The following is a 25,583-nucleotide window of genomic DNA, read 5'->3' on the forward strand; positions in this document are numbered from 1 at the left end:
TGAGGATCCTGTGGCCAACCTGATCAACCTCGAAGCGGTCTCCAAGAGCTTCGGCATCGCGCCGTTGCTCGACAATGTGTCCCTCGGGGTGCAGGAGGGGGAGCGGATCGGTGTCGTCGGTCTGAATGGTGGCGGTAAGACCACGCTGCTGGAAGTCCTGACCGGGCTGGAGCAGCCGGACTCGGGTCGGGTCAGCCGTCGCGGTGACCTGCGCATCGCCGTCGTCACCCAGCGCGGAGTGCTCCCCGAGGGCTCGACCGTGGGTGAGGTGGTGCTCGCGGGCCTGGCCGAGGATCAGCGCACCGACGGTGTGGCCGAACACGAATGGGCCTCCAACCCGCGCATCCGCAACGTCGTCGAGGGCATCGGCATCGCCGACCTCGGCATGGATGCGCTCGTCGGCAACCTCTCCGGCGGTGAGCGTCGCCGCACCGCGCTGGCCGCCGCCCTGGTCCGCGACCTCGACCTCCTCGTTCTCGACGAGCCCACCAACCACCTCGACGTCGAGGGCGTGCAGTGGCTGGCCGAGCATCTGGTGAACCGGCGCAGCGCGCTGGTGGTCGTCACCCACGATCGCTGGTTCCTCGACACCATCGCCACCCGCACCTGGGAGGTGCAGGGCGGCAAGGTGGAAAGCTACGAGGGCGGCTACAACGACTGGATCTTCGCCCGCGCCGAGCGCTCCCGGCAGGCCGACGCCATGGAAGCCCGGCGGCAGAACCTGGCCCGCAAGGAGTTGGCGTGGCTGCGGCGCGGCGCACCGGCGCGAACGTCGAAGCCGAAGTACCGCATCGAGGCCGCCGAGGCGTTGATCGCCAATGTGCCCGCCCCGCGCGACACCGTGGAGCTGGCCTCCTTCGCGCGAAAGCGCCTGGGCCGCGTAGTGATCGAACTCGAGAACGCCACCCTCGCCACCCCGGATGGCCGGGAACTGGTGTCCGATCTGACCTGGCGGCTCGCGCCGGGTGAGCGCGTCGGTCTGGTCGGCGTGAACGGCTCCGGCAAGACCACACTGCTGCGCGCGCTGGCCGGTGACGCGGACCTGCAGACCGGCAAGCGGATTCAGGGCCAGACCGTCAAGATCGGCTGGCTGCGCCAGGAACTCGACGACCTGCCGCTGAACATGCGGGTACTGGAAGCCGTCCAGGATGTGGCGCAGCGAATGATGCTGGGCGACAAGGAGATCTCCGCCGGCCAGCTCGCCGAGCGGCTCGGCTTCACCCCCGCCAAACAGCGCACCCCCGTCGGCGACCTCTCCGGCGGCGAGCGCCGCCGCCTGCAACTGACCCGAATCCTCATGGCAGAGCCCAACGTCCTGCTGCTCGACGAGCCCACCAACGACCTCGACATCGACACCCTGCAGGGCCTCGAGGACATGCTCGACGGCTGGGCAGGCACCATGGTCGTCATCTCCCACGACCGCTACCTGATCGAGCGCATCTGCGACACCACCTGGGCATTGTTCGGCGACCGCAAACTCACCAACCTCCCCGGCGGCATCGAGGAATACCTGCGCAAACGCGCCGCCCTCGTCGCGCCGCCGGCCAAGGCCACTACTGCGGCCGCCGCGAATTCCGCTGCCCCGGCCACAGATTCAGCCACCTACCGCGCGGCCCGCAAGGAACTCGCGAAGCTGGAACGTGCCATCGAAAAGCTCACCGACCGCGAAACCAAACTCCACGCGGCCCTAGCCGAGGCAGCCACTACCCCCGACAAACTGATCTCCCTGGGCACAGAACTCAAGCAGGTCCAATCCGAAAAAGAAGCAACAGAAGAACGCTGGCTCGAACTCGCCGACGGCGCCTGACCTCAGGCACCAAGATTCAACCGAATACCGCGACTGGTGAGAGCTTCCTCGAGGCGAGTGACGATGCGTGTGGGGTTGCTGCGGAGGTGGGCAGCAGTCAGGCGAATAATGAGCCACCCCACGGATTCCAGCGCAACGAGCCGGTCGATGTCGCGGGCGCGCTGCTGAGGGTCGGTCCAGTGGTGGGCACCGTCGTATTCGATGCCGATTCGCCATTCACGCCAGCCCATGTCGACGCGAGCCACGAACTTTCCGTGCTCGTCGTATACCGCGATCTGTGTCTGCGGCCTAGGGAATCCCCTGTCCATCAGGAACAGTCGAGTTCTGGATTCCTGGGGCGACTCGGCACCCGGGTCCACGAGTGCGAGAATCGCGCGAACCTGCGCTGCGACACGGCCCCTTTCACGCGTAGCCATGAAGTCCACGACCTGCTCGGGACGGATTCCGGTGGTGGCGCAATGCGAATCGAGCAGTGGCACCGCCACATCCCGTGAGTGCTTGCGCGCGATGTCGTAAGCGGTGCGTACAGGTGTCGTCACCCGAAACCCATCCACCTCGCACCATTCATCTTCACCAATGCGATAGCGAACCACCCGCACCCCACGTGGCGCATACCGCGAACTCTCCAGCGCGATCTCAGCCGGAAGCCCCTCATCCACATAGGGACTCCCGAACATCGCCATCGCCGAAACCCCAACCAACACGCCTCGCATCTTGGCCCAACACCCGGCCGCCACCGCCCTCTCCCGCACCCCCACCCGATATCCCTGCGGCACATACACATCCGGAAACACCCGCACGAAGGCCCCACCCCGCAACCCCCACGCCGTCACAAGCCCCGCCGCCACCGCCCACGACCCCACAAAGGGCCCCACCATTTCCCCCATACCCCGAAATCCTCCCCCACCCCACCGACAACCCAGCCCATCAAGATCAAGGTGTACTCACTGCGGAAATTTGTCCGAGTTACCGCGCTGAGTACTCCCTGGATTGGATGAGCTTGTGCCAGCGGCGGTGGCGGTGGTGGTAGATGCCTGTTGCGATCAGGGCTACGAGGGGGGTCAGGGTGCCGGCGTCGATTTCGACGGTGTCGGTGTAGCGGCAGTTGTTGGCGGACAGGGGTTCCACGTGCAGGGTGTGGTTCCAGGATTTGATCACGCCGCCGTATTCGTGGGTGCGGATCGTTGCGGTGGATTCGTCTACGGTGACCACTTCGATGGTGTGGCGGTAGGCGGGGAGGACGTGGAAGGCGAAGAGCCAGGCGGTGCCGCGCTCGCCGACGTGCAGGGGTTCGGTTCGGTCGCGTAGTGCCGGTATGCCGATCAGGCCGCGGCAGACGTACAGGAAGGTGGCCGGGGAGAGCATTGCCGCCCATACTCGGTGCGCGTCGGTTGGCAGGTCGGTCTGAATCTCTATGGTGCGCATGGGCTTTCCTCGATTTCACGATTAGGGTCACCTAATTCTGTGGAAGGATCCGAGCGCCGACTACTCGCGTTTTCCAGGGAGGCCACGGTGACACCCACCGACCGCTTTCAGCCACGTAGACAACCGAAACAGCAGCGGTCCGCCGACATGCGCCGATGGGTTCTCGGTGCGGCTGCTCAGGTTTTCGCCGAATTCGGGTACGGCGCGGGGACGACCAACCGCATTGCCGACCGTGCGGGCATTTCGATCGGCTCGCTGTATCGGTACTTTCCGAACAAGGACGCGATCCTGCGGGCGCTGATGGACGAGCACCTCGATGCCGGTGCGGCGCTGTATCAGGAGCGTCTCGCGGCGGGCCTGCCCGCGGCACTGGACGACTGCCTACGGCTGGTCATCAAGGCCACCATCGACAATCACCGCGACAATCCCCGACTGCATCGCGTGCTGTTCGAAGAGGCACCGCGCGCCCCGGGTCTGCTCGCCCGCCTACACGAATCCGAGGAACTGGCAGTCGCATTGGTCGCCGGATTGCTCGAACACCATCCCGAGGTCGCGGTTCCCGACCCCGCGCTCAGTGCACGTGTGGTGGTGGTGACCGTCGAATCGATGGTCCACCGGCTGATGACCGCCTCGAATTCCGTTCCCCCACAGCAAGTGGAGGACGAGACGGTCATTCTCCTCAGCGGGTACCTGCGGCACACCGGTCCGGTTGTCGGTTCGGGTTGGTAGGTTCCGCGGCGAATGGCAATGGCCTGAACCGGGGAGATGTGGATGACCGAGCAGAGCGTACTGGCGATCGGTGAGTTGCTGGCGGGGGTGGGGGCGGGGAGGTTCGCCACCCGGCGGAGCAGTTCGGCGGGCGATCTGTCGATCGAGGTGGATGGGGTTGGGGCGCTGGCTTGGCCGGTGTCGGCGGAGCAGGCGCGGGCGTTGTGTGCGGTGGCGGATCCGGCTCGGTACGGGTTGCGGGAGCAGACGTTGCTGGATCCGAATGTGCGAGATACGTGGGAAGTTCCGCGGGGCAAGGTGAGGATTGATCGGGAGCGGTGGGGGCGGACGTTGGGGCCGGTACTCGAGGCAGTGCGGGAGGATCTCGGGTTGGCGGCGGAGTGTGAGCTGTCGGCGGAGTTGCACTCGATGTTGGTGTACGAGCCCGGGCAATTCTTTCTGCGGCATCGGGATTCGGAGAAGGCCGACGGGATGATCGGCACGCTGGTGGTGACCTTGCCGTCGGAGTTCAGCGGTGGCGGGCTGGTGGTCGAGCATGACGGAGAGTCGATCACCGATGTGGGGGCGGCGGATCGGCTCGGGTTCGTGGCGTTCTACGCCGACTGCGAGCACGAGGTGCTGCCGGTTACCGAGGGTTATCGAATCTCCTTGACCTACAACTTGATCGCGAAGAACGGGACCGGTGCGGGAGCCGCCGGGCCGGTGACTGCGCTGGCAGAGCAGTTGCGGGAGCATTTCGCAACCCCGGTGGAGGTGCCGTTATGGCGACGTGACGGCGGTCCGGAAACCCGTGCGCCGCAACGCCTCATCTATCTGCTGGACCATCAGTACTCGCAGCGGGGGCTCGCGCAGGCGTTGTTCAAGGGTGGTGACGCGGCTCGCGCCGCCGCGTTGATCGCGGCGGCGGGACTGGCGGGCTGCGAGACGGCGCTGGCCTCGGCCGAGGTTCGTGAGGCGTACGCCTACGAGCCCTTCGACGACGAGGAATGGATGTGCGGCCGCCGCCGGAAATGGGAATTCCTCGACGGCGCATGGAAACTCGTGAACGAGGACTTCGAGCCGATCGACGATGTCGACGAACCCCTCGAGGACGAGTCCGGGAATGCGAAACCCGCCGACCATCCCGACCTCATCAACCCGGAGGAATTCGGGCGGCAGTACACCTCCCACGTCACCCTGACCTGGTGGTTCGACCGGCAGGGCGACGCGGGGCAGGCGATCGATACGTCGATCTACGACGATGAGTTGTGCGGTGACACAACCCGATCGCCGGGATCGCCCTTCGCCGTGGAGACCGAGGGCTACATGGGCAACGACGGCTGCACGGTGGACCGCTGGTATCGGCGCGCGGCAATCGTGGTGTTGCCCAAGGGGAACTGAGCGCTACATGAGCGCGCCGCCGTCGACGCGGAGTTCGGTGCCGGTCATGTAGCGGCCGTCGTCGGAGGCGGCCATAGCGACCACGCCGGCGATGTCCTCGGGCTTGCCGAGGGCGCCGCCTTCGATCCAGCCGGGGAGCCGGGCCATCAGGGACCAGTCGGCGTCGGCGGGGAGGGCGAGCCCCGACGTGATGCCGGTGCTGATGCCGCCGGGAACGATATTCACCGCGCGCAGGCCCTTTTTCACGTATTCGAGGGCGATGGAGTGGGTGAGCGCGTTCACCCCGGCCTTGGACGCGGAGTACGCGGCCATGTACGGGTTGGAGCCGAAGGCGGCGGTGGAGGAGAAGTTCACGATGACGCCGTGCCCGGATTCGATGAGGGCGGGCAGGTTGGCCTGGATCATCAGGAAGGTGCCGGTCAGGTTGATGCCGATGACCTGATTCCAGGCTTCCAGAGGCATGTCGTGGGTGTGCGCGGCGCGCAGGATGCCCGCGGCGTTGACGAGAACGTCGAGGCCGCCGAGGAATTCGTGCGCCTCGGCGGTGACCGTGCGCACGGCGTCCGGGTCCGCGATGTCGAGCACCAGCGTGCGCACCCGGTCGCGCTGGTCGGCCGGAACGGCGTCGATGGTGGCGGCCAACCCGGCCGGGTTCACATCGGCGGCGACCAGTCGCGCGCCTTCCTCGAGCAATCGCAGGGCCACGCCCTGCCCGATGCCCGACCCCGCTCCGGTGACAATTACCCGACGACCTTCGTATCTGCGCGTCATGGCGAGAAATTAGAACAAGTTTCAAGTCGAGTCAATGGGTGGCCGTTTCTACCCTGCGGTAGCTAATTGCCAGAGTGTTCTCATACTGGACCGTTGTTCAAATAGATAAGCTCTTCCCCCGTATACGACTGGCAAATGGGTCGGGAAACCCTGATGGAGGATTCATGCGGTTGGTGGCTGGGCGGACGCGGATTTTCACTGCGGCCGTAGCGTCTGCGGGTGCACTGTTGGTTCTGCCGGGGGCTCCCGCCCACGCCGATCCGGCGGGCGCGATCATCGCCACCACCGCCGCACCCGACGGCTTCCGGGGCCTGCCGAACGGCACCATCATCGACTACTGGACCACCCGCTCCAATGGTGAACCGGTGAAAGCCAGTGGCGCACTGTTCGTTCCGTCGGGCCCCGCCCCGGCGGGCGGCTGGCCGATCATGGCCTACGACCACGGCACCTCCGGCATGGGCCCGGGCTGCGGCGGGCAGACCGACACCTCGAAGCTGAGCCGCCCCAAGGAAGACCAGGTCATCCAGTACTTCGTGAACAAGGGCTTCGCGGTCGTCGCGCCCGACTACCTGGGCCTGGGCCGCTTCGACACCGGCCCGCACCCGTACCTGGAGATCAGCACCGAGGCCGGATCCACCATCGATCTGGTGAAGGCGGCGCGCGCCGCGAATCCGGCGCTGGGCCGCACCTGGGCGGTGACCGGCTTCTCGCAGGGCGGCCAGGCGGCCCTGGGCACCGCGCACCTGCAGGCATCCGCCCTGCCGGACCTGGACTTCCGTGGCACCATCGCCGTCGATCCGGAGTCGGATCTGGAGAAGATCACGCCCTTCGTCGGCCCCTGGGTGCCGGAGATCCCGGGCCAGGCCGGAACCGCGGTGAACGGCTTCGTGGTCAGCATGCTGGCCGGGCTGCGGGCGACTCACCCCGAGGTCGATGTCGACAGCTACCTGACCCCGCGCGGTAAGCAGGTCGTCGACGATTCGCAGAGCCTGTGCTTCGTCGACATCATGAAGGTGGTCGACGGGATGGGCATCGGCGACATGCTCTCGCGGCCGCTGAACACCCCGGAATTCCAGGCCGCCATGAGCGACTACATGGAGGTCCCGGTCAACGGCTACGACGCGCCGATCCTGTTGCTGCTCAACGCGACCGACACGACCGTGCCGTCACCCCTGCACGCCGCGCTGGCCGCACAGTTCGCCGTCAATCGCGTCGACTTCCAGACCGTGGTCGGCACCGGCTCCCACACCCAGTTGAACTCTCAGATGTGGGATGCCATCGGCGCGTTCAGCGATCGGATCCTGGCCACTCCCGCCAAATAGCTACTGCGGGAACCAGGAGAAGTCGGGCTCGCAGGTCACGTCCTCGGCCGGCCGCACGCCGGTGGCGAGGTAGGTGTTCACGATGTCGTTCAGGCAGGGGCTCAGGCCATCCCGGAACGACGCGTGAATCCTGGTGTCCGCCAGCGTGACCAGGCGAGACTGCGGCAGATCCGCGTGCAGCGCAAGCCCTTCCGCGTAGGCGGTGCGGGTGTCGTGGACATTGGCCACGATCAGCACGGGCGTGTTGTTGTTGCTGACCTCGGTGGGCGGCTCCACCGGGTCGGGCCAGTAGGCGCAGGCGGTGATGTTGTTGGCGAACGCGCCGAACACCGGCTGCGTCGCCCGGGCCGCGTCGACATTCTTGTAGTACCAGGCCGGATCGCGGGGCGCGGCCTTGTCGCCGCACATAACGGCGGCCATGGCCGAGGCGTCCAGCGGCACCACCGAGAAGATCTTGGACTTGAGCGCGTCCATATCGATGGGCCCGCCCGCCACACCGCCGGCCACCATGGTGAGCACCTCGGCGAGGTTGGGGTTGAACTGCGGGTTCGGCAGCAGGGCCAGGATCAGCATCGGGATGGTGTGCTCGTCGACGAGGAATCCGCTGCCGTAGATCTCATGGCCCGCCGAGCGCCGGATAAGGTCCTCGACCCAGGCGCGGACCGCCTCGGGGGTCGCCCCGAAGTGGTACAGATCGTCATGGCGGGCAGCCCATTTGGCCCAGTCGTCCAGCGCGTACTCGTTGATCGGACCCATGTCCTGGTAGAGGCCGATGTAGTAGCGAGCCGGATCGATCGGACTGTCGAAAACCATTCGGTCGGTGTGGTCACCGAACATCTGCGAATAGACCGTCCCCAGGTAGGTCCCATAGGACGCACCGAAGAAGTTCAGCTTCGCCTCGCCGAGCACACCCCGGATGAGATCCATGTCGCGCGCGGTATTGCGCGTCGTGATCTGCCGCGCCTTGACCGGATCGGTGCCCACGCAGGCGGTGGCCAGACCCGCCGCGACCGTGGTGTCACGCGCGAAGCCGAACAGGTCGAACCCGGCCGAGAACAGCATGGTCGGAATGGGAATCGTGCAGTCGACCTTCTCGGACCGGCCGATGCCGCGCGGGTCCATGCCGATGATGTCGTACTGGGCGCGCACGTCATCGGACAGGTTCGTCAGATAGTTGGCGGGCATGCGCAGACCCGCGCCACCCGGACCACCCGGATTGGTCATCAGGATGCCGCGCCGGCGCGCCGGATCGGTGGCGGCGAAGCGCGAGATGGCGATGGTCAGCGTCCGGCCGCCCGGATTGGAATAGTCCAGCGGCACCAGCACACCCGCGCACAGGGCACCGGCGGGATCCAGGACCGCGTCATCGCAGGGCTTCCAGTCCAGTGTCTGCTGGGTGAAGCGGTCCGGTAGCGCGGCGGCATCAGCGTTCGCCGGTCCCGCCGGTAGCGCGACAGCGGCGGTGAGCAGTGTCGCTCCCAGGACGAGCCGTCGAATCCGCTGAGCGGGCATGCACTCTCCTTCGAGGTCAGAGTTCCCGAGGGGCGACGCTACCCGGATGTGCGGTGAAAAACGGTGTCAGCTGGCGGATTTGGTCGGACACTCGCGACCGCCACGCCCGCACCCGACCGCTGGGCAAATCTCTAGCGAATGACTCGATAGACTGCGGCGATCAGTCCCACCGCCCCGCCGCTGGAGGAAGAATGCCGATTACAGGCGCGTTCACGCGAACCCTGGCTGCGACGCTGGCCGTTGGCGCACTGGTCAGCATCCCGGCAGCGCACGCCACACCCCCCGAAACTGGGGTGTCGGCCGAACCCGGTTCGGCCGCAGGCACTCTGATCACCGACACCACCCAGCCCGACGGCTGGCACAACCTCTGGGGTGGGTCCGCCGTCGAATACTGGACGGCCCGCTCCAACGGCGAACCGGTGAAAGCCAGCGGCGCGCTGTTCGTTCCGGCCGGTCAGCCGCCCGCCGGCGGCTGGCCCATCATGGCCTGGGATCACGGCACCACCGGCCTGGGCCCGGGCTGCGGCTGCCAGGCCGATCCGGAGCGGGAGGTACTCCCCTACCGCCGCCGCGAGGAAGAGCTGATCATGCGGTTCTTCCTGAACAAGGGCTACGCGGTGGTCGCGCCCGACTACATCGGCCTGGGCCTGTTCGACACCGGCCCGCACCCGTACCTGGAGATCAGCACCGAGGCGGGCGCGACCATCGACCTGGTGAAGGCGGCCCGCGCGGCCCGGCCCGAACTCTCGCGCACCTGGGCGGTGAGCGGGGCCTCGCAGGGCGGGCATGCGGCCCTGGGCAGTTCGAGCTATCAGGTGCGCACCGCGCCGGAGCTGGACTTCCGCGGCACCATCGCCCTCGACCCGGCCTCGGACGTGGAGAAGGTACTGCCCATCGCCGGCCCCTGGGTGCCCGCCCTGCCCGGCCCCTCGGGCCAAGACACCAACGCCTTCTTCGTCTCGATCCTGGTCGGTATGCGCGCGACCCGCCCCGACGCGCAGGTCGACAGCTATCTCAGCGACTACGGACGGCAACTGCTCGACAGCATCCAGTACGAATGCCTCGGCGAGCTCACCGATCGCATGGCGGGCGTGGACACCGGGGCGATCCTGTCCCGCTCGCTGTCGGAGGGTCCGTTCCAGGCGGTGCTGCGCGACTACATGACCGTGGCCACCCGCGGCTACGACGCCCCGATCCTGTTGCTGATCAACACGACCGACACCACCGTCCCGTCCCCGCTGCACGCCGCCCTGATGGCCCAGTTCGCGGCGAACGGCGTGGATTTCAGTTCGGTGCTCGGCACCGGCGGTCACACCGAGGTGAATCCGGCGATGTGGGCGGCCATGAACGCCTTCACCGACCGCATCTTCGCCGCTCCCACGGTGTCTTGATAGGTTTTCCAGAATGTCCGAACCCGTTGTCGCCGGTCGTGGAAAAGCTGCCCTGCTGGGCCCCGTCGAAGTGCGTGAGCTGGCGGAGCGTTTCGGCGTCCGCCCGACCAAGCAGCTCGGGCAGAACTTCGTGCACGACGCGAACACCATGCGCCGCATCGTGGCCACCGCCGGCGTCAGCCGCGACGACACCGTGCTCGAGGTCGGGCCGGGTCTCGGGTCACTGACCCTGGCCCTGCTCGATGTGGTCGATCGGGTGATCGCGGTCGAGATCGACCCGACGCTGGCGGGCCACCTGCCCGAGACGGTGGGCGTGCGCGCGCCGGAGCTGACCGAGCGGCTCACGGTGGTGCCCATGGACGCCATGAAGGTCACCCACGCCGACCTGCCCGCCGCGCCGACCGCCCTGGTGGCCAATCTCCCGTACAACGTGGCCGTGCCGGTGCTGCTGAGCCTGCTGGCCGAATTCCCCAGTATCCGAACCACTCTCGTCATGGTGCAGCTGGAGGTCGCCGACCGGCTGGCGGCCACCCCTGGCGGCCGTATCTACGGCGTGCCGAGCGTCAAGGCGGGCTTCTACGGCACCGTGCGCCGCGCGGGAACCGTTGGCCGCCAGATCTTCTGGCCGGTGCCGCAGGTCGAATCCGGGCTGGTGCGCATCGACCGTTTCGCCGAATCGCCGTGGCCGCAGGACGAAGCCTTCCGCCAGAAGGTCTTCGCCGTGGCCGACGCCGCGTTCGCGCAACGTCGTAAGACGCTGCGGGCGGCCCTGGCGAGCTGGGCGGGTTCCGCCCCCGAGGCCGAGAAGCGCCTCGTCGCCGCCGGAATCGACCCGACGGCTCGTGGCGAAACCCTCGACACCGCCGCCTACGTCCGCCTCGCCCAGCAGTCCTGACGCGGGGCAGCAGTCCTGACACGGCCCAGCAACTTCCATTCGGTAACAACCGGATTCGCGAGATCGACATGCCGTACGGCAGTGTTCGCAATCGAATGGGAGACGACATGGGTTCGGCGGAAGCAACGACCTGGCTGCGCGACGGCTATCTGAACGGGGATCCGGTCCGGTCCTCACTGTTCGTCGCGCTGATGTTCCTCAGCATGCCGTTCCAGTTGCTCACCGGGCACGGCTTCTAGCTAGCTGATACCCAGCCGCGAGGTGCAAGCCGGCCACGCGCCCCAACCCTGACGGGCGCGGGTCACTTCGGCGATGGCGATCTGCTCCTCGCGGGTCGCCATATCCGCGCGCGGCGCATAACGGGTGCCGCCCTGGCGTTCCCAGGTGTTCTGGTCGAACTGGATGCCGCCGAAGAAGCCGTTGCCGGTATTGATGGCCCAGTTGCCGCCGGATTCGCATTTGGCCAGGGCGTCCCAGGTATTGCCGTTCTGCACCTCGGGGACCTCGGTGCCCGGCTTCGCGCCCTTACGCACGGTCTTGGGCTGGGCGGGCACGATCACGTTCGCCTTGATCGGATCCTTGCTCGCCTCTTGGCCGTTCACGATGGAGACCGCGAAGGTGACGTCCTGGGTGCCCGGCACGCCCGGGTTCTCGACGATCGTGTGGCTCATATTGAGCGTCTGATCCTCGATGATGTTCTCCGGCGGATCCAGCGGCACCCGCTCGGTGCGGTTCTGCACCACCTTGCGGGTGACGGTGATCTTCATGCCCTCGGTCAGCGGAGTGGTCGCGGGCGGCACCACGAAGTCCTGATTGATCAGCGGGCGGCCCTGCGCCTCGAGCAGTTCTCCGATGGTCGGGGCGGCCAGCCGCACCAGCGATGCGGGAACTCCGTTGTCGGACAACTCGACCGTGCGCGGGTTGGTGATCAGCAGCTGCGCACCTTCCAGCGGCAGCGGGCTGGGGCGCGCGGGCGAGGTGAAGACGTCGCCGGGCAGGTTCAGCTTGGTGATGGCGTCGGCCACGGTGAGCGCGGTGGTCCAGGCCTTGGACGGGGTGCCGTCGATGATGAGCGCGACCTCGCGGGCCCGGTTCAGCGTGATGGTGGATCCGTCGCCGATATGCGCTCCGGCCGAAGGGGATACATCGTCGCGCGAGGTGAGCCCGTAGCCCGCGTCCTTGAGCGCGCCGCGCACGTCGCCGCGCATGGTGCTCTCGACGAACTCCTTGCCGTCCACCACGAAGGTGACCTGCTTTTTCGCCATGATGGACACGCCCGCACCGACGATGAGCGTGACAAGCATCGCCGCGATGGCCCCGTACAACATCGGGGAACGCGACGAGTTGATCTTCGCCAAAGCGTGCATCGGAAATCCCGGCATGGTCACAGTACGATAACGAGGGGGTGAGGGATTCACAACCACTACCGGCGGAACTGCGGGTACTGAAATCACGACCCGATATCGAACCGCAGGTAAGTCACGATCGGGCTAGATCATAGTGAGACACGACACAGAAGACCAACCGGGCCGGGCCTCGCATAAATTTTGCGAGAACCGTTCCGATTGCGAGCTTTTGGTTCTCAGATTCCGTAAACGCGCCGGGCATTGGCGGTGGTGATCTTGGCCAGCTGCAGCGGATCCTGATCACGGATTTCGGCCAACGCACGCAGCGTGTAGGGCAGCATGTACGACTCGTTGGGCGCACCGCGGAACGGGTGCGGGGTCAGGAACGGGGCATCCGTTTCGACCAGAATCAGTTCGTCCGGAACGAGTTTCGCGGCCTCGCGCAATTCGTGCGCATTCTTGAAACTGACCGTGCCGGAGAAACTCAGCACGTAACCCTCCTCCACGCAGGCCGTCGCCATGTTCGCGTCGGAGGAGAAGCAATGGAAGATCACGGTTTCCGGCGCGCCCTCATCCAGCAGCACGGTGAGCAGGTCGTGATCGGCCTCACGATTGTGGATCATGAGGGCCTTGCCCAGGCGCTTGGCGAGGTCGATGTGCCAGCGGAAACCCTCGACCTGATCCTCGATCTCCGCGCAGCCGTCGAGCTTGCCGGGCCAGTAGTAGTCGAGCCCGGTCTCCCCCACCGCGACCACGCGCGGATCCGCGGCGAGCGTTTCGAGCTCGGCCTTGGCCGCGTCGTCGAGGTGGTTGGCGCGCGTCGGGTGCAACGCGACCGCCGCGTACACGCGGTCGTCCCAGTTCGCGGCCTGCACTGCGAAGCGCGCAGCCTCGAGATCGTCGGCCACCGTGACCAGCTCCCGCACCCCGACCGCGCGGGCCCGGTCCACCAGCGCCGCAACCGTTTCCGGCGTGGTGGCCCCGCAGGCGTCGATATGGGTGTGCGCGTCGATGAGGGGCGACAGCGGCTGCGGCGGTTCGGGCGCGGGTCGGCTGTTACGCATGCCCACCGCTCCGAACAGAGCGGGCGACACCAGCCACAGGGATATTCACGCGAGCGACGAAGGACACGAAAGATAGAGTAGTCAGCACCATGAGCGCATCCGAACGCCCCGCCTTTTACCTCACCACGGCCATCGCGTACCCGAACGGCACTCCCCACATCGGGCACGCCTACGAGTACATCTCCTCCGATGCCCTGGCCCGCTTCAAACGGCTGGACGGCTTCGATGTGTTCTATATGACGGGAACCGACGAGCACGGTCAGAAGGTGCAGCAGGCCGCCAAGGCCGCCGGACTCACCGAGCAGGAGTATGCCTCCGGCAACTCCGATGTGTTCGAGGCCATGGACAAGACGCTCGACATCTCCTTCGACCGCTTCATCCGCACCACCGACGACGACCACCTGGCCGCGTCGGTCGCCATCTGGGAGCGGATGGTCGCCGCGGGCGACATCTACCTCGACACCTACAACGGCTGGTACTCGGTGCGCGACGAGGCCTTCTACACCGACGAGGAGACCACCCTCCTCGAGGACGGCACCCGCATCTCCACCGACACCAAGACCCCGGTGGAGTGGACCGAGGAGTCGAACTACTTCTTCCGCCTGTCCAAGTACCAGGACAAGCTGCTCGAACTGTACGAGACCAACCCGGGATTCATCGCGCCCGCGACTCGGCGCAACGAGATCGTCTCCTACGTGAAGGCCGGGCTGAAGGATCTGTCGATCTCACGCACCACCTTCGACTGGGGTGTGCCGGTGCCCGGCCATCCCGATCACGTCATGTACGTGTGGGTGGACGCGCTCACCAACTACCTCACCGGCGCGGGCTTCCCGAACACGGATTCGCCGTCGTTCCAGAAGTATTGGCCCGCGGATCTGCACATCATCGGCAAGGACATCTCGCGGTTCCACACCGTGTACTGGCCCGCGTTCCTGATGAGCGCCGGAATCGAGCTCCCCAAGCGGGTTTTCGTGCACGGCTTCGTCAACTACAAGGGCGAGAAGATGTCCAAGTCGGTCGGCAATGTGGTCGATCCACTGGACCTGGTCGAGACCTTCGGCGTGGACGCGCTGCGCTTCTTCCTGCTGCGCGAGATCTCCTACGGTCAGGACGGTTCCTACAGCGAGGAGTCGATCATCGGCCGGATCAACTCCGATCTGGCCAATGAGTACGGCAACCTCGCGCAGCGCTGCCTGAAGATGGTGGCCCGCGACTTCGGCGGTGTCGTACCGACTCCCGGCGAGTTCACCGAGGACGACCGCGCCCTGCTGGATCGTGCCAACGGTCTGGCGGCGAGCGTCCGCGCCGAATTCGACGTGCAGCAGATCCATCTCGGCCTCGAGCAGCTGTGGCTCACCCTCGGTGAGACCAACCGCTACTTCTCGGCGCAGGCCCCGTGGACGCTGGCCAAGTCGGGCACCCCGGAGGACGTCGCCCGCGAGGGCACCATCCTGTACGTGACCATGGAGGTGCTGCGCATCGTCTCGATCCTGGTGCAGCCGGTGATTCCCGCGTCGGCGGGCAAGATCCTGGACCTGCTCGGCGCCACCGAGCGGACCTTCGCGGACATCGCCACTCCGCTCAACTCGGGCACCTCGCTGCCCGAGCCCGAGGTGGTCTTCCCGAAGTACGTAGTGCCCAAGTCCTAGAAGAAGATTCCGGTGCCGCCCGCCCCCCTTCGGCGGGCGGCCACCGAGACACCCGTCGCTACGGGTGGAGATTCCCCTCCGAACTCCACACCGGAATGGGAATGCCGCATCGAACACACGACTGCCCGATCCGCGGAATCGGATCGGGCAGTAGTTGATCTCGCCGAAACAGCATCCGATCCAGCGGCGGTGCCGGTCAACCCGTGTAAGCGGCACGAATTGGGGTACTCGCGCTGACCTGGGCATCCAAGTCGGAGAGCAGCCAGGTCAGAGCACGGCGAGCGGATCCACGGTGGGAGTGCCGGGCGCGCGCGGCGTCAGTATGAACAGCTGGTAACCACACCGTGGGTGAAAGGCGTTGTAGAAGCGCATCGTAAAGCTCACGGGCGCGTCCATGCCGGGAAAGCGGACCTGCACCAGCGAGTCGTTGAACAGCTCTTCGCTCATGCCGGTTGCCCAGAGCCTGTCGAAGTCCGGGTTGGTGCGGCAGGTATCCAGGATCTGCTCGAGCCGGGCCGGATCGACGACCCCCGGCGACATGACGCGGAGGCCGAACAGCAGCCGGCGAACAACGGTCTCCCAGTTGACGATCAGCTCGCGGGCCTCGGGGATGGTCATGAACTGCTCGATGACGTTCACCGGGCGCTCGGCATCCGGACTCGCCGGGGCCAGCCACGGGAAACCCGCGAGCGCAATGGCGTTGGCGGCGAGCACCTCTTGCTCGGGGAACTGATGGAAGAACGCGGGGACCGGCAGCGCCTCCAGGTGGTCGAGGTCCTCCTGGCGCAGATCCGGCGGCCAGCTTCCGACCGCGAGGCTCGACGCCTTGGGCATGGCGAGCGAGACCATTTTCTCGAGCAACCACAGCGGTGCGTCCATGGCGGCGCACCAGTCCTCGAGCCGGTCGGCCGATACGACGCGCTCCCCGTTCTCCAGCTTCCGGTAGAGCGACACGCTGATGTACATCCGCCGGGCGACTTCCTCCTGCGTGAGGCCGAGCGTCTCGCGTCGATACCGCATGTAGGTCCCGACCAGCGGCTGCTCGGGAGGCAGATCCAGGATTGCGGACATGCGACCCCCTAGTTCGGCACCCGCGGTGTGAGCATGAACAGCTGGTAGGGACAGTTATCGGGATGCCAGGCGTTGTAGGAGCGCATGGTCAGGTGAATTTCGCCGCCCGTCTCCGGATTGCGCACCCGCACCAGCGAGTCGTTCCAATCCTCTTCTCGCATATCGGTGTTCCAGAGGCGCTCGAAGTCCGGGTTGCTCCGGCAGGCGTCGACGATCTGGGCGAGGCGTTCCGGGGCGACAATGCCGGGCGCATTGATCCGCAGCACGAACAGCAGGCGGTGCACGATCAACTCCCAGTTGATCAGGGCCTCGCGCGCGATCGGGGTGGTCATCATCTGCACGATGACATTGGTGGGCCGATCGGCGTCCTCGGCGGTGGGCAACAGCCACGGAAAGGCTTGGCGCGCGGCCTCGTTCGACGCCAGCACCTCGTATTCGGGCACGCGGTGATAGAAGGCCGGGAACGGGAAGGTCTCCAGGTGTTCGATGTCTTCCGCGCGCAATGCCGGTGGCCACACCCCCGCCTCGACGGAGGTCAGCTTCGGCATCGCCACCGAGACCATCTTGCGCAGCAACCACTCCGGCGCCTCCATGGCGACGCTCCAGTCGGCCAGGCGGTCCGTGGACATGGGGCGCTCGCCGCTCTCCAGCTTGCGATACAGCGAGACGCTGACGAACATCCGCCGCGCGACCTCTTCCTGCGTGAGTCCCAGGCTCTCGCGCCGGTAGCGCATGAACAATCCGAGCAGGGGCTGTTCGGGGACAGGTGCGATCTCGCCGGTCACCACTTGTCGGCCTACCTCCTGGCTCACGCTGCCCCTCGAGGATTCAGCAATCTCTCCGCAATTTCTACCGAAGCGGCGGTCGAGATCCAACTTCCGGCAGCGTCAGCCTACGGCGGGGGCCGGGGTCGTGCGGACTTCGCGCAGCTACGGGGCGATGTGAGCAAGTTGCAGTAGCGATGCAACGATATGGGCATGAGCGCTATCGAGATGGAGGACGAGGCGGGAGTTCGGGGCGACGAGTGCTCGGATCGACATCGGGCGACCCGGGAGGCGTTGTTGATCTCGCAGCGGGGGCGGCTACTGGAGGGGATCAGCGAGTGCGTGGAGCTGAAGGGGTATGCCGCGACCACACTGACCGACATCGTGGGGCGGGCGCGGGTTTCGCGCAGTACCTTCTACGAGCACTTCGCCGGCAAGGAGGAGTGTTTCGTAGCGGCGGTGGAGGCGGGGGCCGATCTGCTGTACACGCGGCTGTGCGAGGAGATGGCGCGGCTCGAGCATCCGGATGTGCGCGGGCTGGTGACCAATTCGCTGATCACCTACTGCGAGGTGATCGTGGCCGAGCCACAGCTGTCCCGGCTGGTCCTGGTCGAGGCGATCAAGGCGGGCGGGGCGGCGGTGGACCGACACGACGCCTCGCTGGATATGTTCGCGGCGCTCTACACCGAGTTCCAGCAGCGGGCCCGCGAGGAATCGAGCGCGGTGCCGCGGGTGAACGACGCACAGCTGGCGCTGATCATCGACGCCATAGCCGAACGCACCCGGCGGCTGGTGGAGCGCGGCGAGATCGACCAACTGCCGCAACACATTCCGGATCTGCGCGACTTCGCCTTCGCGGTACTGCGACTACCACCGGAGTAAACCGACACCCCGGCGAGAGCGACTGAGGTCACCCGCCCGCAATGCCGCCCCGGCGGCGCCCTCGCGACCCGATGATAATGACGATCTGAAGGGGCCGCGGTTCAGTAACGGAGGAATGAATGCGCGACAGGCAGGCTTGGACACCGGCAAACGAACCGAATGGAACCACCCTGCAGCGCACACATTTCGAGGAGCGGCATCGCGCCGCCCGCAATGCGGTACTCACCTCCCAGCGCGGCCGACTGCTCGAGGCCATGGTGGAATGCGTCGAGGCCAAGGGCTACGGCGCCACCACGCTGTCGGACATCGTGGCCCGCGCACGGGTTTCGCGCAGCACCTTCTACGAGCACTTCAGCAACAAGGAGCACTGCTTCGTGGAGGCGGTGCGCACCGGCTCCGACATCATCGCGGCGCGCATCGTCGAGGAGCTGGCCCAGTTGCCCACCGACGCCGGGGCGTACGCACGCATCGAGTCGATAGTGGTGACCTTCTGCGAAACCGTGGCCTCCGAACCGGATTTCGCGCGCCTGATGCTGGTCGACGCGTTCAAGGTGGATCAGGAGTCGGTGGCACTGCGCGATCTGGCGGTGGACCGCTTCGCCGATCTGTATCGGGTGTTCTACGCGCAGGCGCGGGAGACGGACCCCAGTCTGCCGCTAATCACCGATGCGCTCTTCCAACTGATTCCCGACGCCATCGGGGAGCGCACCCGCCGGGTCATCGTGGCCGACGGTGCGCACCGGGTGCCCGAACTGGCCCCGCTGTTCGTCGAGTTCGTCGTCGCGGTACTGGGATTACCGCCGCGCGACTAGCGAAAACCGCTGTCGCTCAGACAGTTTGCGCCGACGAATGACGACGGGGCAGTACTTCGGCGTACCGGGGTGAAGTCACTCACAGCGAAACCCCCGGTTCGTCATTCGCGTGCCATATCGATGACACATAACGTCAGATAGCCAGGTGTTGCCCACCGCGCCCGGCGGATGGCTTATGCCCATTTCAGCGCCCGGATGACCGCGACGGCTGGGCCGAAAATCTTTGCGGCACCGGCGGTAACACTAAGCGTGCGTTCATCATTCGTCCCAGACAGCTACACGGAACGCTTGAGTTCCCAGTGCTAGTTACTCTCGGGTAGCCTCATTTCATCCGAGCTTGACGTTCACTTTTCTTCCTAGTTCCAGGAGTCCCCTGTGCCGCAATCTCGATTCGAGTCCATCGGCGCTTATCTGCCCGAGAAGCGTGTCACCACAGCCGAATTGCTTTCGCAATTGAAGGAAGTCCCCGAGTTCGATCTCGAACGAATCACGGGCGTCAAGGAACGGCGTTTCCGCGACAACCGGCCGGAGAGCCGGGAAGACTCCTTCGTGCTGGCCATGAAGGCCGTCGAGGACAGTCTGTCCAGGTCATCCTATGCCGCAGGCGATCTCGACGTCATCATCTCCACCTCCATCACGCGCAGCAAGCACGGCACCAAGATGTACATGGAGCCGTCCTTCGCCGGCGCGATCGGCCGGGCCATCGGCGCCCGCGAGGATGTCATCGCCTTCGATCTCTCGAATGCCTGCGCGGGCATGATGAGTGGCGTCTACATTCTCGACCGCATGATTCGCAGTGGCGCGGTGAAACGCGGCATCGTGGTCAGCGGTGAGGCCATTACTCCTATTGCGGAGACGGCCGTGAATGAGATTTCCAGTAAATACGATTTGCAATTCGCCTCTTTGACCGTCGGCGATTCCGGCGCGTGCGTGGTGCTCGACGAGGCCGTCGACGACAACGACAAGATCCACTACATCGAACTGACCACCGCGTCGGAGTTCTCACACCTGTGCCTGGGCATGCCCAGCGACAAGACCAACGGCGTGGCGCTCTACACCGACAACCGCAAGATGCACAACGAGGCGCGGTTCCTGCTGTGGACCGACACCCAGCGCAACTTCATGGAAGAGCGCGGAATCACCTTCGCCGATGAGGATTTCGACTACATCATCCACCACCAGTTCGGCGCGGCGGCGATTCCGTACATGAACGCCATCGCGGAACGCGAGTTCGGCCACCCCATGCCGCCGGACCTGAACGTCATCGAGAAGTACGGAAACACCTCCAGCACTTCGCATTTCATCGTGCTGCACGATCAGCTGAGTCAGCAGGCCATCACCACCGGCTCCAAGATCCTGATGATCCCGGCCGCCTCCGGCGTGGTCGGCGGCTTCCTGTCCACCACCATCTCGTCGCTGAAGGTCTGAGGTCTACGAACATGGGCGTGCGCATCAAATCCACCGGAATCAGCCGGGACACCGACACTTTCAGCATCGTGGAGCTCAGCGGCCGGGCCGCGAAGCGGGCCATGGAGAGCGCGGGCATCGAGCCCGGGCAGGTCGGCGTGATGATCAACGCGGGCATCTTCCGCGACAACAACACCGTCGAGCCCGCCGTGTCGGCGCTCATCCAGAAGGCCGCGGGCATCGGGCTGGACTACGTGAAGGAGGACCCGCGGTCGTTCTCCTTCGACCTGATGAACGCGGGCACGGGTGTGCTCAACGCGGTGCAGGTGGCGCAGGCGGTACTGGCCACCGGCAGCGCCGAGCACGTGCTGATCGTGTCCGGTGACACCCATCCGTCGCTGACCCGCTCCGCGGCCGACGACGAATTCCCTTATGCCACAGCCGGTGCCGCGCTGCTGCTGGAGCAGACCGACGAGCCCGAGGGCTTCGGACGGGTGCACACCCGCGCCGCCGAGGGCACGCCCGGCCTGGAGTCCTACGTGGACGCCGAGACCATGGGCGACCGTGGTCGCGGGCTCATGACGGTCGACCGGGAGCCGGACTACCTGGACCGGCTGCTCGCGGTGGCCGCCGAGGCCGCCCGCGCCGCCCTCGCGGGCAGCGATATCGACGAGACCACCACGGCCCTCATCGCGTCCACGCCCAGCGGCGAGTTCCCGGCGCTGCTGGCCGCCGAACTCGGCATCGCACCGGAGGCCGTCTTCACCCCCGATCTGTCCCAGGGCGACCCGCACACGGCCTCGCTGCCGTTGGCGTACGACGCTGCCGTCGCGGCGGATTCGCTCGCGGCCTACCGCGATGTGCTGTTCGTGGCGGCGGGCGCGGGCCCGTCGGCGGCGGCCGTCGTCTACCGGCTCCCGGCCCTCGCCGGAGCCGCGGCGTGACCACCGCGACCTATTGGCGCGCCATCGACCGCTTCCGCGCGGTCGCGGCCGCCGATCCGGACCGTGAGGCGGTGATCTACCCCGCGGGGAAGACCGCCTCCGGCCTCCCGGACTACCGCCACCTCACCTACCGTGAGCTCGACGAGTGGTCCGACACCATCGGCCTGCACCTGGCCGCCGCCGGGGTGGGCCGCGGCACCCGCACCATCGTGCTGGTGCTGCCCAGCCCGGAGCTGTACGCGATCATGCTGGGGCTGTTGAAGATCGGCGCGGTCCCGGTGGTCATCGACCCGGGCATGGGCTTGCGCAAGATGCTCAACTGCCTGCGCGCCGCCGATGCCGAGGCCTTCATCGGGATTCCGCAGGCGCACGCGGCGCGCAAGCTGTTCGCCAAGTACTTCCGGAACGTGCGGGTGACTCTCACCGTCGGCCCGCGCTGGTTCTGGGGCGGCCCGACCCTGCGCGACTGGGATGCGCCGGTGACCACGGGCCGCCTCGGCGACCGGCTGCGGACCGAGCTCGAAGCGGCCGGGCCGCGCAGCGCCAAGGTGGCCGCCAGGCTCGAGGAGCTGCTGTCCACGCTCGAATCCCGAAGGACCGCTGCGGCGAAGACCGAGCATCGCGCCCCGTTCGACGCCTTCACCCTGCGCGAGCGGGTCCCGGCACCCGACGACGAGGTGCTGCTCATCGCCTTCACCACCGGCAGCACCGGTCCCGCGAAGGCCGTGGAGATGACGCACGGCAATCTCAGCTCCATGGTCGAGCAGGTGCATGCCGCGCGCGGCCGGGTGGAGCCGGGCACCTCGCTGATCACCCTGCCGCTGGTGGGGATTCTGGACATGCTGCTCGGATCCCGTTGTGTGCTGCCGCCCCTGGTGCCCAGCAAGGTCGGTTCGACCGATCCGGCGCACGTGGTCGACGCCCTCAACCGGTTCGGTGTGAAGACCATGTTCGCCTCGCCCGCCGTCCTGATTCCGCTGCTGCGGCATCTCGAGCAGCACCACACGCCGGTGCCCACCCTGCACAGCATCTTCTCCGGCGGCGCGCCCGTCCCGGACTGGTGCATCGCCGGGCTGCGACGGGTGCTGGCCACCGACGCCGAGGTGTACGCCGGCTACGGCTCGACCGAGGCCCTGCCCATGTCCACCATCGAATCCCGGGAACTCCTCGACGGTTTGGCCGAGCGCGCCCAGCTGGGCGACGGCACCTGCGTCGGCCGTCCCGCCGAGGGCGTGCGGGCGCAACTGGTCGCCATCACCGACGATCCGCTCCCCACCTGGGCGCAGGCGCAGGCCCGCGAGACCGAGCTGGCGGACACCCGCGGCATCGGTGAGCTGGTGGTGTCCGGGCCGAACGTGAGCACCCGCTATTACTGGCCGGAGGCGGCCAACCTGGCCGGCAAGATCCGCGACGGCGACGTGGTGTGGCATCGCACCGGCGACCTGGCCTGGATCGACGGCGAGGGGCGAATCTGGTTCTGCGGCCGCAAGAGTCAGCGACTTTCGACCGTCGACGGGCCGATGTTCTCGGTGCAGGTCGAGCAGGTCTTCAATATCGTCCCGGGCGTCGCGCGCACCGCGCTGGTCGGTGTGGGCACGCGCGGCACCCAGCTGCCGGTGCTCTGCGTCGAGGCGCAGCCGGGCGCGGATCATGCCGTGCTGACGGCCGAACTGCGCAAGCGGGCCGCCGAATTCGATGTCACCGCACCGGTTTCCACCTTCCTGTTCCATCCGAAGTTCCCGGTCGACATCCGCCACAATGCCAAGATCGGCCGCGAACAGCTCGCGGTCTGGGCGGCGGAGCAGCTCGGAAAGGTGGATGGACGATGAAGGTGACTGTGCTGCGGGCGATTCCGGTACTGGGGTGGCTGTATCTGGCCCTCGGCCTGCTACTGGCGGCGGGCGATCGTGCTCCCGCCAACCGGTTGTTGCGGGCGGTGTTCTGGATCGACGCGTTCCTCAGCCTCGTCGTGCACGCGGCGCAGATCCCGGCCGCGCTGAAAGCCACGGCAGGGACCGAACATTCGCCGTTGAAGACGGCGGCCATGACCCAGATCTTCGGAATCACTTGGTGGAAAACCCAGGAGGCGGCGTGAAAGCACTGGTGACGGGCGCGTCCGGATTCCTGGGCGGGGCGCTGGTGCGCCGCCTGGTCCGCGACGGCGACTACGAGGTGGCCATTCTGGCGCGGGCCAGCAGCAATCTGCGCGACCTGTACGACGTGATCGACCAGATCGAGATCATCACCGGCGACCTCACCGACCAGGTTTCGCTGGAACGCGCCACCAAGGGCGTGGACGTGGTCTTCCACAGCGCGGCGCGGGTGGACGATCGCGGTACCCGGGCGCAGTTCGTGGCCGAGAATGTCACGGCCACCGACAATCTGGTGCGTGCGGCCAAACGCAACGGTGCGGGGCGGTTCGTGTTCATCTCGAGCCCGAGCGCGCTCATGGACCGCGACGGCGGCGACCAGGTGGACGTCGACGAATCGGTGCCGTACCCGCACCGGTACCTGAACCTGTACTCGGAGACCAAGGCCGAGGCCGAGCGGCTGGTACTGGCCTCGAATACAGCGGAATTCGCCGCCTGTGCACTGCGTCCGCGCGCCATCTGGGGTGCGGGCGACCGCTCCGGGCCGATCGTGCGACTGTTGGGACGCGCGGCGGAGGGCACGCTGCCGGATCTGTCCTACGGCAAGCAGGTCAAGGCCTCGCTGTGCCATGTGGAGAACATCGTCGAGGCGTGCGTGCTGGCAGCGCAGTCCGAAAACATCGGCGGCAAACCGTATTTCATCGCCGATGCCGAGCAGACCGACGTGTGGGGCTTCCTCGGCGACGTCGCCACCGGTCTGGGCTACCCGAAGCCGACCCGGCAGCCGAACCCGCGCGTCCTGAACGCCATCGTGGCCGCCATCGAAACCGTCTGGCGCATACCGTTCGTCGCCACCCGCTGGTCACCGCCGCTGTCGCGCTACGTGGTGGCGTTGATGACCCGCACCGCGACCTACGACACCTCGGCCGCCGCAAAGGATTTCGGCTACCGGGCGATCGTGGACCGCGAAACCGGACTCACCGACTTCCTGGCCTGGCTCGAAACCCAGGGCGGCATTGTTGCTTTGAACGAGAAGATCTAGGCAGGTAGGCACATGTTCCGCCGTCCCATCTCCCCCACCGAACTCATCTACTTCCCCATGCGGGACCTGGCTCCGCCGTTCCTGATGCAATTCGTGGTGGAGGGCGAGGGCAGCATCGACCCGGAGGCGCTGCGGCGCGCGGTCGCCACCGCGGCCGCCGCGAATCCCGGTGCGCGCCTGGTCCGCGACGGCAAGCAGTGGATCGACAGCGGTGTCGCGCCCGATGTGCGCGTGGTCGACCACGCGCTGCAATACCCGGCGCTGGAAGCCGATCCGGTGCTCACCAGCCCGATCGGGCCGAACGCCGATGCCACGGTGGAGGTGCTGCTGCTCACGGGCGCGCCGACCACCCTGGTGTTCCGGGTCTTCCACGGCGTCATGGACGGCATGGGCATGGTCATGTGGGCCACCGATGTACTGCGGGTGCTGCGCGGTGAGGAACCCGTCGGCGCACCAGATCCGATCGCCGACGCCGAACTGGTGCGCAAGGTCGGCGCACCCGGGCGACCCACGCTCATGCTGCCGAAGTTCCGTTCGGCGCTCGGGCACGGCCGTCAGGAACGGGGCGAGCACCGGCACCTGTTGCGTACCCGCACTATTCACGCGACCGGGCCGGGCGCGCTCATGCGGGTGGCGGCGTTGCTCGCCGAGGAGGGCGGACCGCTCTCCCGCATCATGATTCCGGTCGATATCCGCCGCCACGATCCGGCGTTGCGCTCCACCGCCAATCTCGCACTGCCGCTGTTCCTCGATGTGCGGCCGGGCATGGACTGGAAGCAGCTCAACGACATCAAGCGCGCCGGGCTGAAGGAAAACCGCGAGCTCAACCAGATGGACAACGGCGGCCTGAAATACCTCCCGCAGGCGGCCGGCCGCGGCCTACTGCGCACCCTGAACGTCCTGGGCGCGCGCACCGGCCTGAACCTGGCCTCCGCCACCGTCTCCCACATGGGTCGCTACGACCTCGACGAACTCGCGGTCCCCGGCTTCGCCCCGACCGCCATCAAGGTCATGCCCCAGCACAGCGTCGCCATGCCCCTGCTCATGGGCATGACCGAATGCGGCGGCCGCACCGAACTCACCGTCTCCGTCCGCAACGGCCGCGGCATCCCCGAACGCCTCGACGCCCTCCTGGACCGCATCGTCCGAACCCTGGAAACCGAACTGACACCGACCAATTCCGACGCCAACCGCTGACCTTCCCCACCAGGATCGGAGTGCCTCATGACCGTCGTCGACAGTTCCCCGGAGGTCGCCGCGGCCGTTGAGCCGGGTGGGCC

Annotated in this window: 24 protein-coding genes; 16 read left to right on the plus strand and 8 right to left on the minus strand. The window is 66.8% G+C overall.

Annotation, left to right across the window (positions count from 1 at the left end):
* The first annotated feature begins 10 nt into the window (after positions 1-10).
* Positions 11-1,807 (plus strand): ABC-F family ATP-binding cassette domain-containing protein, encoded by a 1,797-nt coding sequence (locus ACFXHA_RS22455; RefSeq protein ID WP_379359743.1) that lies wholly within the window; start codon positions 11-13, stop codon positions 1,805-1,807.
* 2 nt (positions 1,808-1,809) lie between these two features.
* Here the strand turns inward: ACFXHA_RS22455 and ACFXHA_RS22460 are convergent, their stop codons facing one another.
* Positions 1,810-2,694, minus strand: a complete 885-nt coding sequence (locus tag ACFXHA_RS22460; protein WP_379359745.1) for an endonuclease domain-containing protein — start codon at positions 2,692-2,694, stop codon at positions 1,810-1,812.
* 79 nt (positions 2,695-2,773) lie between these two features.
* Positions 2,774-3,232, minus strand: coding sequence for a hypothetical protein (locus tag ACFXHA_RS22465; RefSeq protein ID WP_379359746.1), 459 nt, complete (start codon positions 3,230-3,232; stop codon positions 2,774-2,776).
* Positions 3,233-3,379: 147 nt separating this feature from the next.
* On the opposite strand from ACFXHA_RS22465, the gene ACFXHA_RS22470 reads away from it, so the two are divergent.
* On the plus strand, positions 3,380-3,961 hold the full coding sequence (locus ACFXHA_RS22470) for a TetR/AcrR family transcriptional regulator (protein ID WP_379360665.1): 582 nt from the start codon (positions 3,380-3,382) through the stop codon (positions 3,959-3,961).
* 42 nt (positions 3,962-4,003) lie between these two features.
* Entirely contained in the window at positions 4,004-5,341 is a 1,338-nt protein-coding gene (locus ACFXHA_RS22475; RefSeq protein ID WP_379359748.1) for a 2OG-Fe(II) oxygenase, read from the plus strand.
* A gap of 3 nt (positions 5,342-5,344) precedes the next feature.
* Here the strand turns inward: ACFXHA_RS22475 and ACFXHA_RS22480 are convergent, their stop codons facing one another.
* A complete protein-coding gene (locus ACFXHA_RS22480; protein WP_379359750.1) occupies positions 5,345-6,112 on the minus strand; it encodes an SDR family NAD(P)-dependent oxidoreductase in 768 nt (255 codons plus the stop codon).
* A 164-nt stretch (positions 6,113-6,276) separates the two neighbouring features.
* Here ACFXHA_RS22480 and ACFXHA_RS22485 point away from each other — a divergent pair, with 164 nt between their 5' ends.
* Positions 6,277-7,434, plus strand: coding sequence for a lipase family protein (locus ACFXHA_RS22485; RefSeq protein ID WP_379359752.1), 1,158 nt, complete (start codon positions 6,277-6,279; stop codon positions 7,432-7,434).
* Here the strand turns inward: ACFXHA_RS22485 and ACFXHA_RS22490 are convergent, their stop codons facing one another.
* Positions 7,435-8,946: an alpha/beta fold hydrolase gene (locus ACFXHA_RS22490; RefSeq protein ID WP_379359754.1), complete on the minus strand. Its 1,512-nt coding sequence runs from the start codon at positions 8,944-8,946 to the stop codon at positions 7,435-7,437.
* A gap of 191 nt (positions 8,947-9,137) precedes the next feature.
* Here ACFXHA_RS22490 and ACFXHA_RS22495 point away from each other — a divergent pair, with 191 nt between their 5' ends.
* From ACFXHA_RS22495 to ACFXHA_RS22505, 3 genes are all read left to right on the plus strand, one after another.
* A complete protein-coding gene (locus ACFXHA_RS22495) occupies positions 9,138-10,337 on the plus strand; it encodes a lipase family protein (RefSeq protein ID WP_379359756.1) in 1,200 nt (399 codons plus the stop codon).
* 13 nt (positions 10,338-10,350) lie between these two features.
* Positions 10,351-11,232, plus strand: a complete 882-nt coding sequence (gene rsmA, locus ACFXHA_RS22500; RefSeq protein ID WP_379359758.1) for a 16S rRNA (adenine(1518)-N(6)/adenine(1519)-N(6))-dimethyltransferase RsmA — start codon at positions 10,351-10,353, stop codon at positions 11,230-11,232.
* 107 nt (positions 11,233-11,339) lie between these two features.
* Positions 11,340-11,471: a hypothetical protein gene (locus ACFXHA_RS22505; protein WP_379359760.1), complete on the plus strand. Its 132-nt coding sequence runs from the start codon at positions 11,340-11,342 to the stop codon at positions 11,469-11,471.
* Here ACFXHA_RS22505 and ACFXHA_RS22510 read toward each other — a convergent pair whose 3' ends face one another.
* The gene (locus ACFXHA_RS22510; protein ID WP_379359762.1) at positions 11,472-12,599 is read right to left on the minus strand and encodes a transglycosylase family protein; all 1,128 of its coding nucleotides are present in this window, start codon (positions 12,597-12,599) and stop codon (positions 11,472-11,474) included.
* Between the two features lie 215 nt (positions 12,600-12,814).
* A complete protein-coding gene (locus ACFXHA_RS22515; protein ID WP_379359764.1) occupies positions 12,815-13,642 on the minus strand; it encodes a TatD family hydrolase in 828 nt (275 codons plus the stop codon).
* 89 nt (positions 13,643-13,731) lie between these two features.
* On the opposite strand from ACFXHA_RS22515, the gene metG reads away from it, so the two are divergent.
* Positions 13,732-15,291 carry a methionine--tRNA ligase gene (metG, locus tag ACFXHA_RS22520; protein ID WP_379359766.1) on the plus strand — a complete coding sequence of 520 codons (1,560 nt, stop codon included), beginning with the start codon at positions 13,732-13,734 and terminating at the stop codon, positions 15,289-15,291.
* A gap of 267 nt (positions 15,292-15,558) precedes the next feature.
* Here the strand turns inward: metG and ACFXHA_RS22525 are convergent, their stop codons facing one another.
* Complete coding sequence (locus ACFXHA_RS22525) at positions 15,559-16,362, minus strand: helix-turn-helix domain-containing protein (protein WP_379359768.1); 804 nt, start codon at positions 16,360-16,362, stop codon at positions 15,559-15,561.
* 8 nt (positions 16,363-16,370) lie between these two features.
* Entirely contained in the window at positions 16,371-17,174 is an 804-nt protein-coding gene (locus ACFXHA_RS22530) for a helix-turn-helix domain-containing protein (RefSeq protein ID WP_379359770.1), read from the minus strand.
* Between the two features lie 165 nt (positions 17,175-17,339).
* On the opposite strand from ACFXHA_RS22530, the gene ACFXHA_RS22535 reads away from it, so the two are divergent.
* From ACFXHA_RS22535 to ACFXHA_RS22570, 8 genes are all read left to right on the plus strand, one after another.
* On the plus strand, positions 17,340-18,008 hold the full coding sequence (locus tag ACFXHA_RS22535) for a TetR/AcrR family transcriptional regulator (protein WP_379359772.1): 669 nt from the start codon (positions 17,340-17,342) through the stop codon (positions 18,006-18,008).
* Between the two features lie 119 nt (positions 18,009-18,127).
* Positions 18,128-18,820: a TetR/AcrR family transcriptional regulator gene (locus ACFXHA_RS22540; RefSeq protein ID WP_379359774.1), complete on the plus strand. Its 693-nt coding sequence runs from the start codon at positions 18,128-18,130 to the stop codon at positions 18,818-18,820.
* Between the two features lie 375 nt (positions 18,821-19,195).
* A complete protein-coding gene (locus ACFXHA_RS22545; RefSeq protein WP_379359776.1) occupies positions 19,196-20,248 on the plus strand; it encodes a 3-oxoacyl-ACP synthase III family protein in 1,053 nt (350 codons plus the stop codon).
* 11 nt (positions 20,249-20,259) lie between these two features.
* Complete coding sequence (locus ACFXHA_RS22550; RefSeq protein ID WP_379359777.1) at positions 20,260-21,171, plus strand: hypothetical protein; 912 nt, start codon at positions 20,260-20,262, stop codon at positions 21,169-21,171.
* Entirely contained in the window at positions 21,168-23,000 is a 1,833-nt protein-coding gene (locus tag ACFXHA_RS22555; protein ID WP_379359779.1) for a fatty acid CoA ligase family protein, read from the plus strand. The genes ACFXHA_RS22550 and ACFXHA_RS22555 overlap by 4 nt, the downstream gene beginning before the upstream one ends.
* Positions 22,997-23,266: a hypothetical protein gene (locus tag ACFXHA_RS22560; protein WP_379359781.1), complete on the plus strand. Its 270-nt coding sequence runs from the start codon at positions 22,997-22,999 to the stop codon at positions 23,264-23,266. Before ACFXHA_RS22555 ends, ACFXHA_RS22560 begins: the two co-directional genes overlap by 4 nt.
* Positions 23,263-24,303: an SDR family NAD(P)-dependent oxidoreductase gene (locus tag ACFXHA_RS22565; RefSeq protein ID WP_379359783.1), complete on the plus strand. Its 1,041-nt coding sequence runs from the start codon at positions 23,263-23,265 to the stop codon at positions 24,301-24,303. Before ACFXHA_RS22560 ends, ACFXHA_RS22565 begins: the two co-directional genes overlap by 4 nt.
* A gap of 12 nt (positions 24,304-24,315) precedes the next feature.
* Positions 24,316-25,500 carry a peptide synthetase gene (locus tag ACFXHA_RS22570; RefSeq protein ID WP_379359785.1) on the plus strand — a complete coding sequence of 395 codons (1,185 nt, stop codon included), beginning with the start codon at positions 24,316-24,318 and terminating at the stop codon, positions 25,498-25,500.
* Positions 25,501-25,583: the final 83 nt, after the last annotated feature.

Source organism: Nocardia sp. NPDC059240 (genome assembly GCF_042753865.1).
Classification (GTDB): Bacteria; Actinomycetota; Actinomycetes; order Mycobacteriales; family Mycobacteriaceae; genus Nocardia.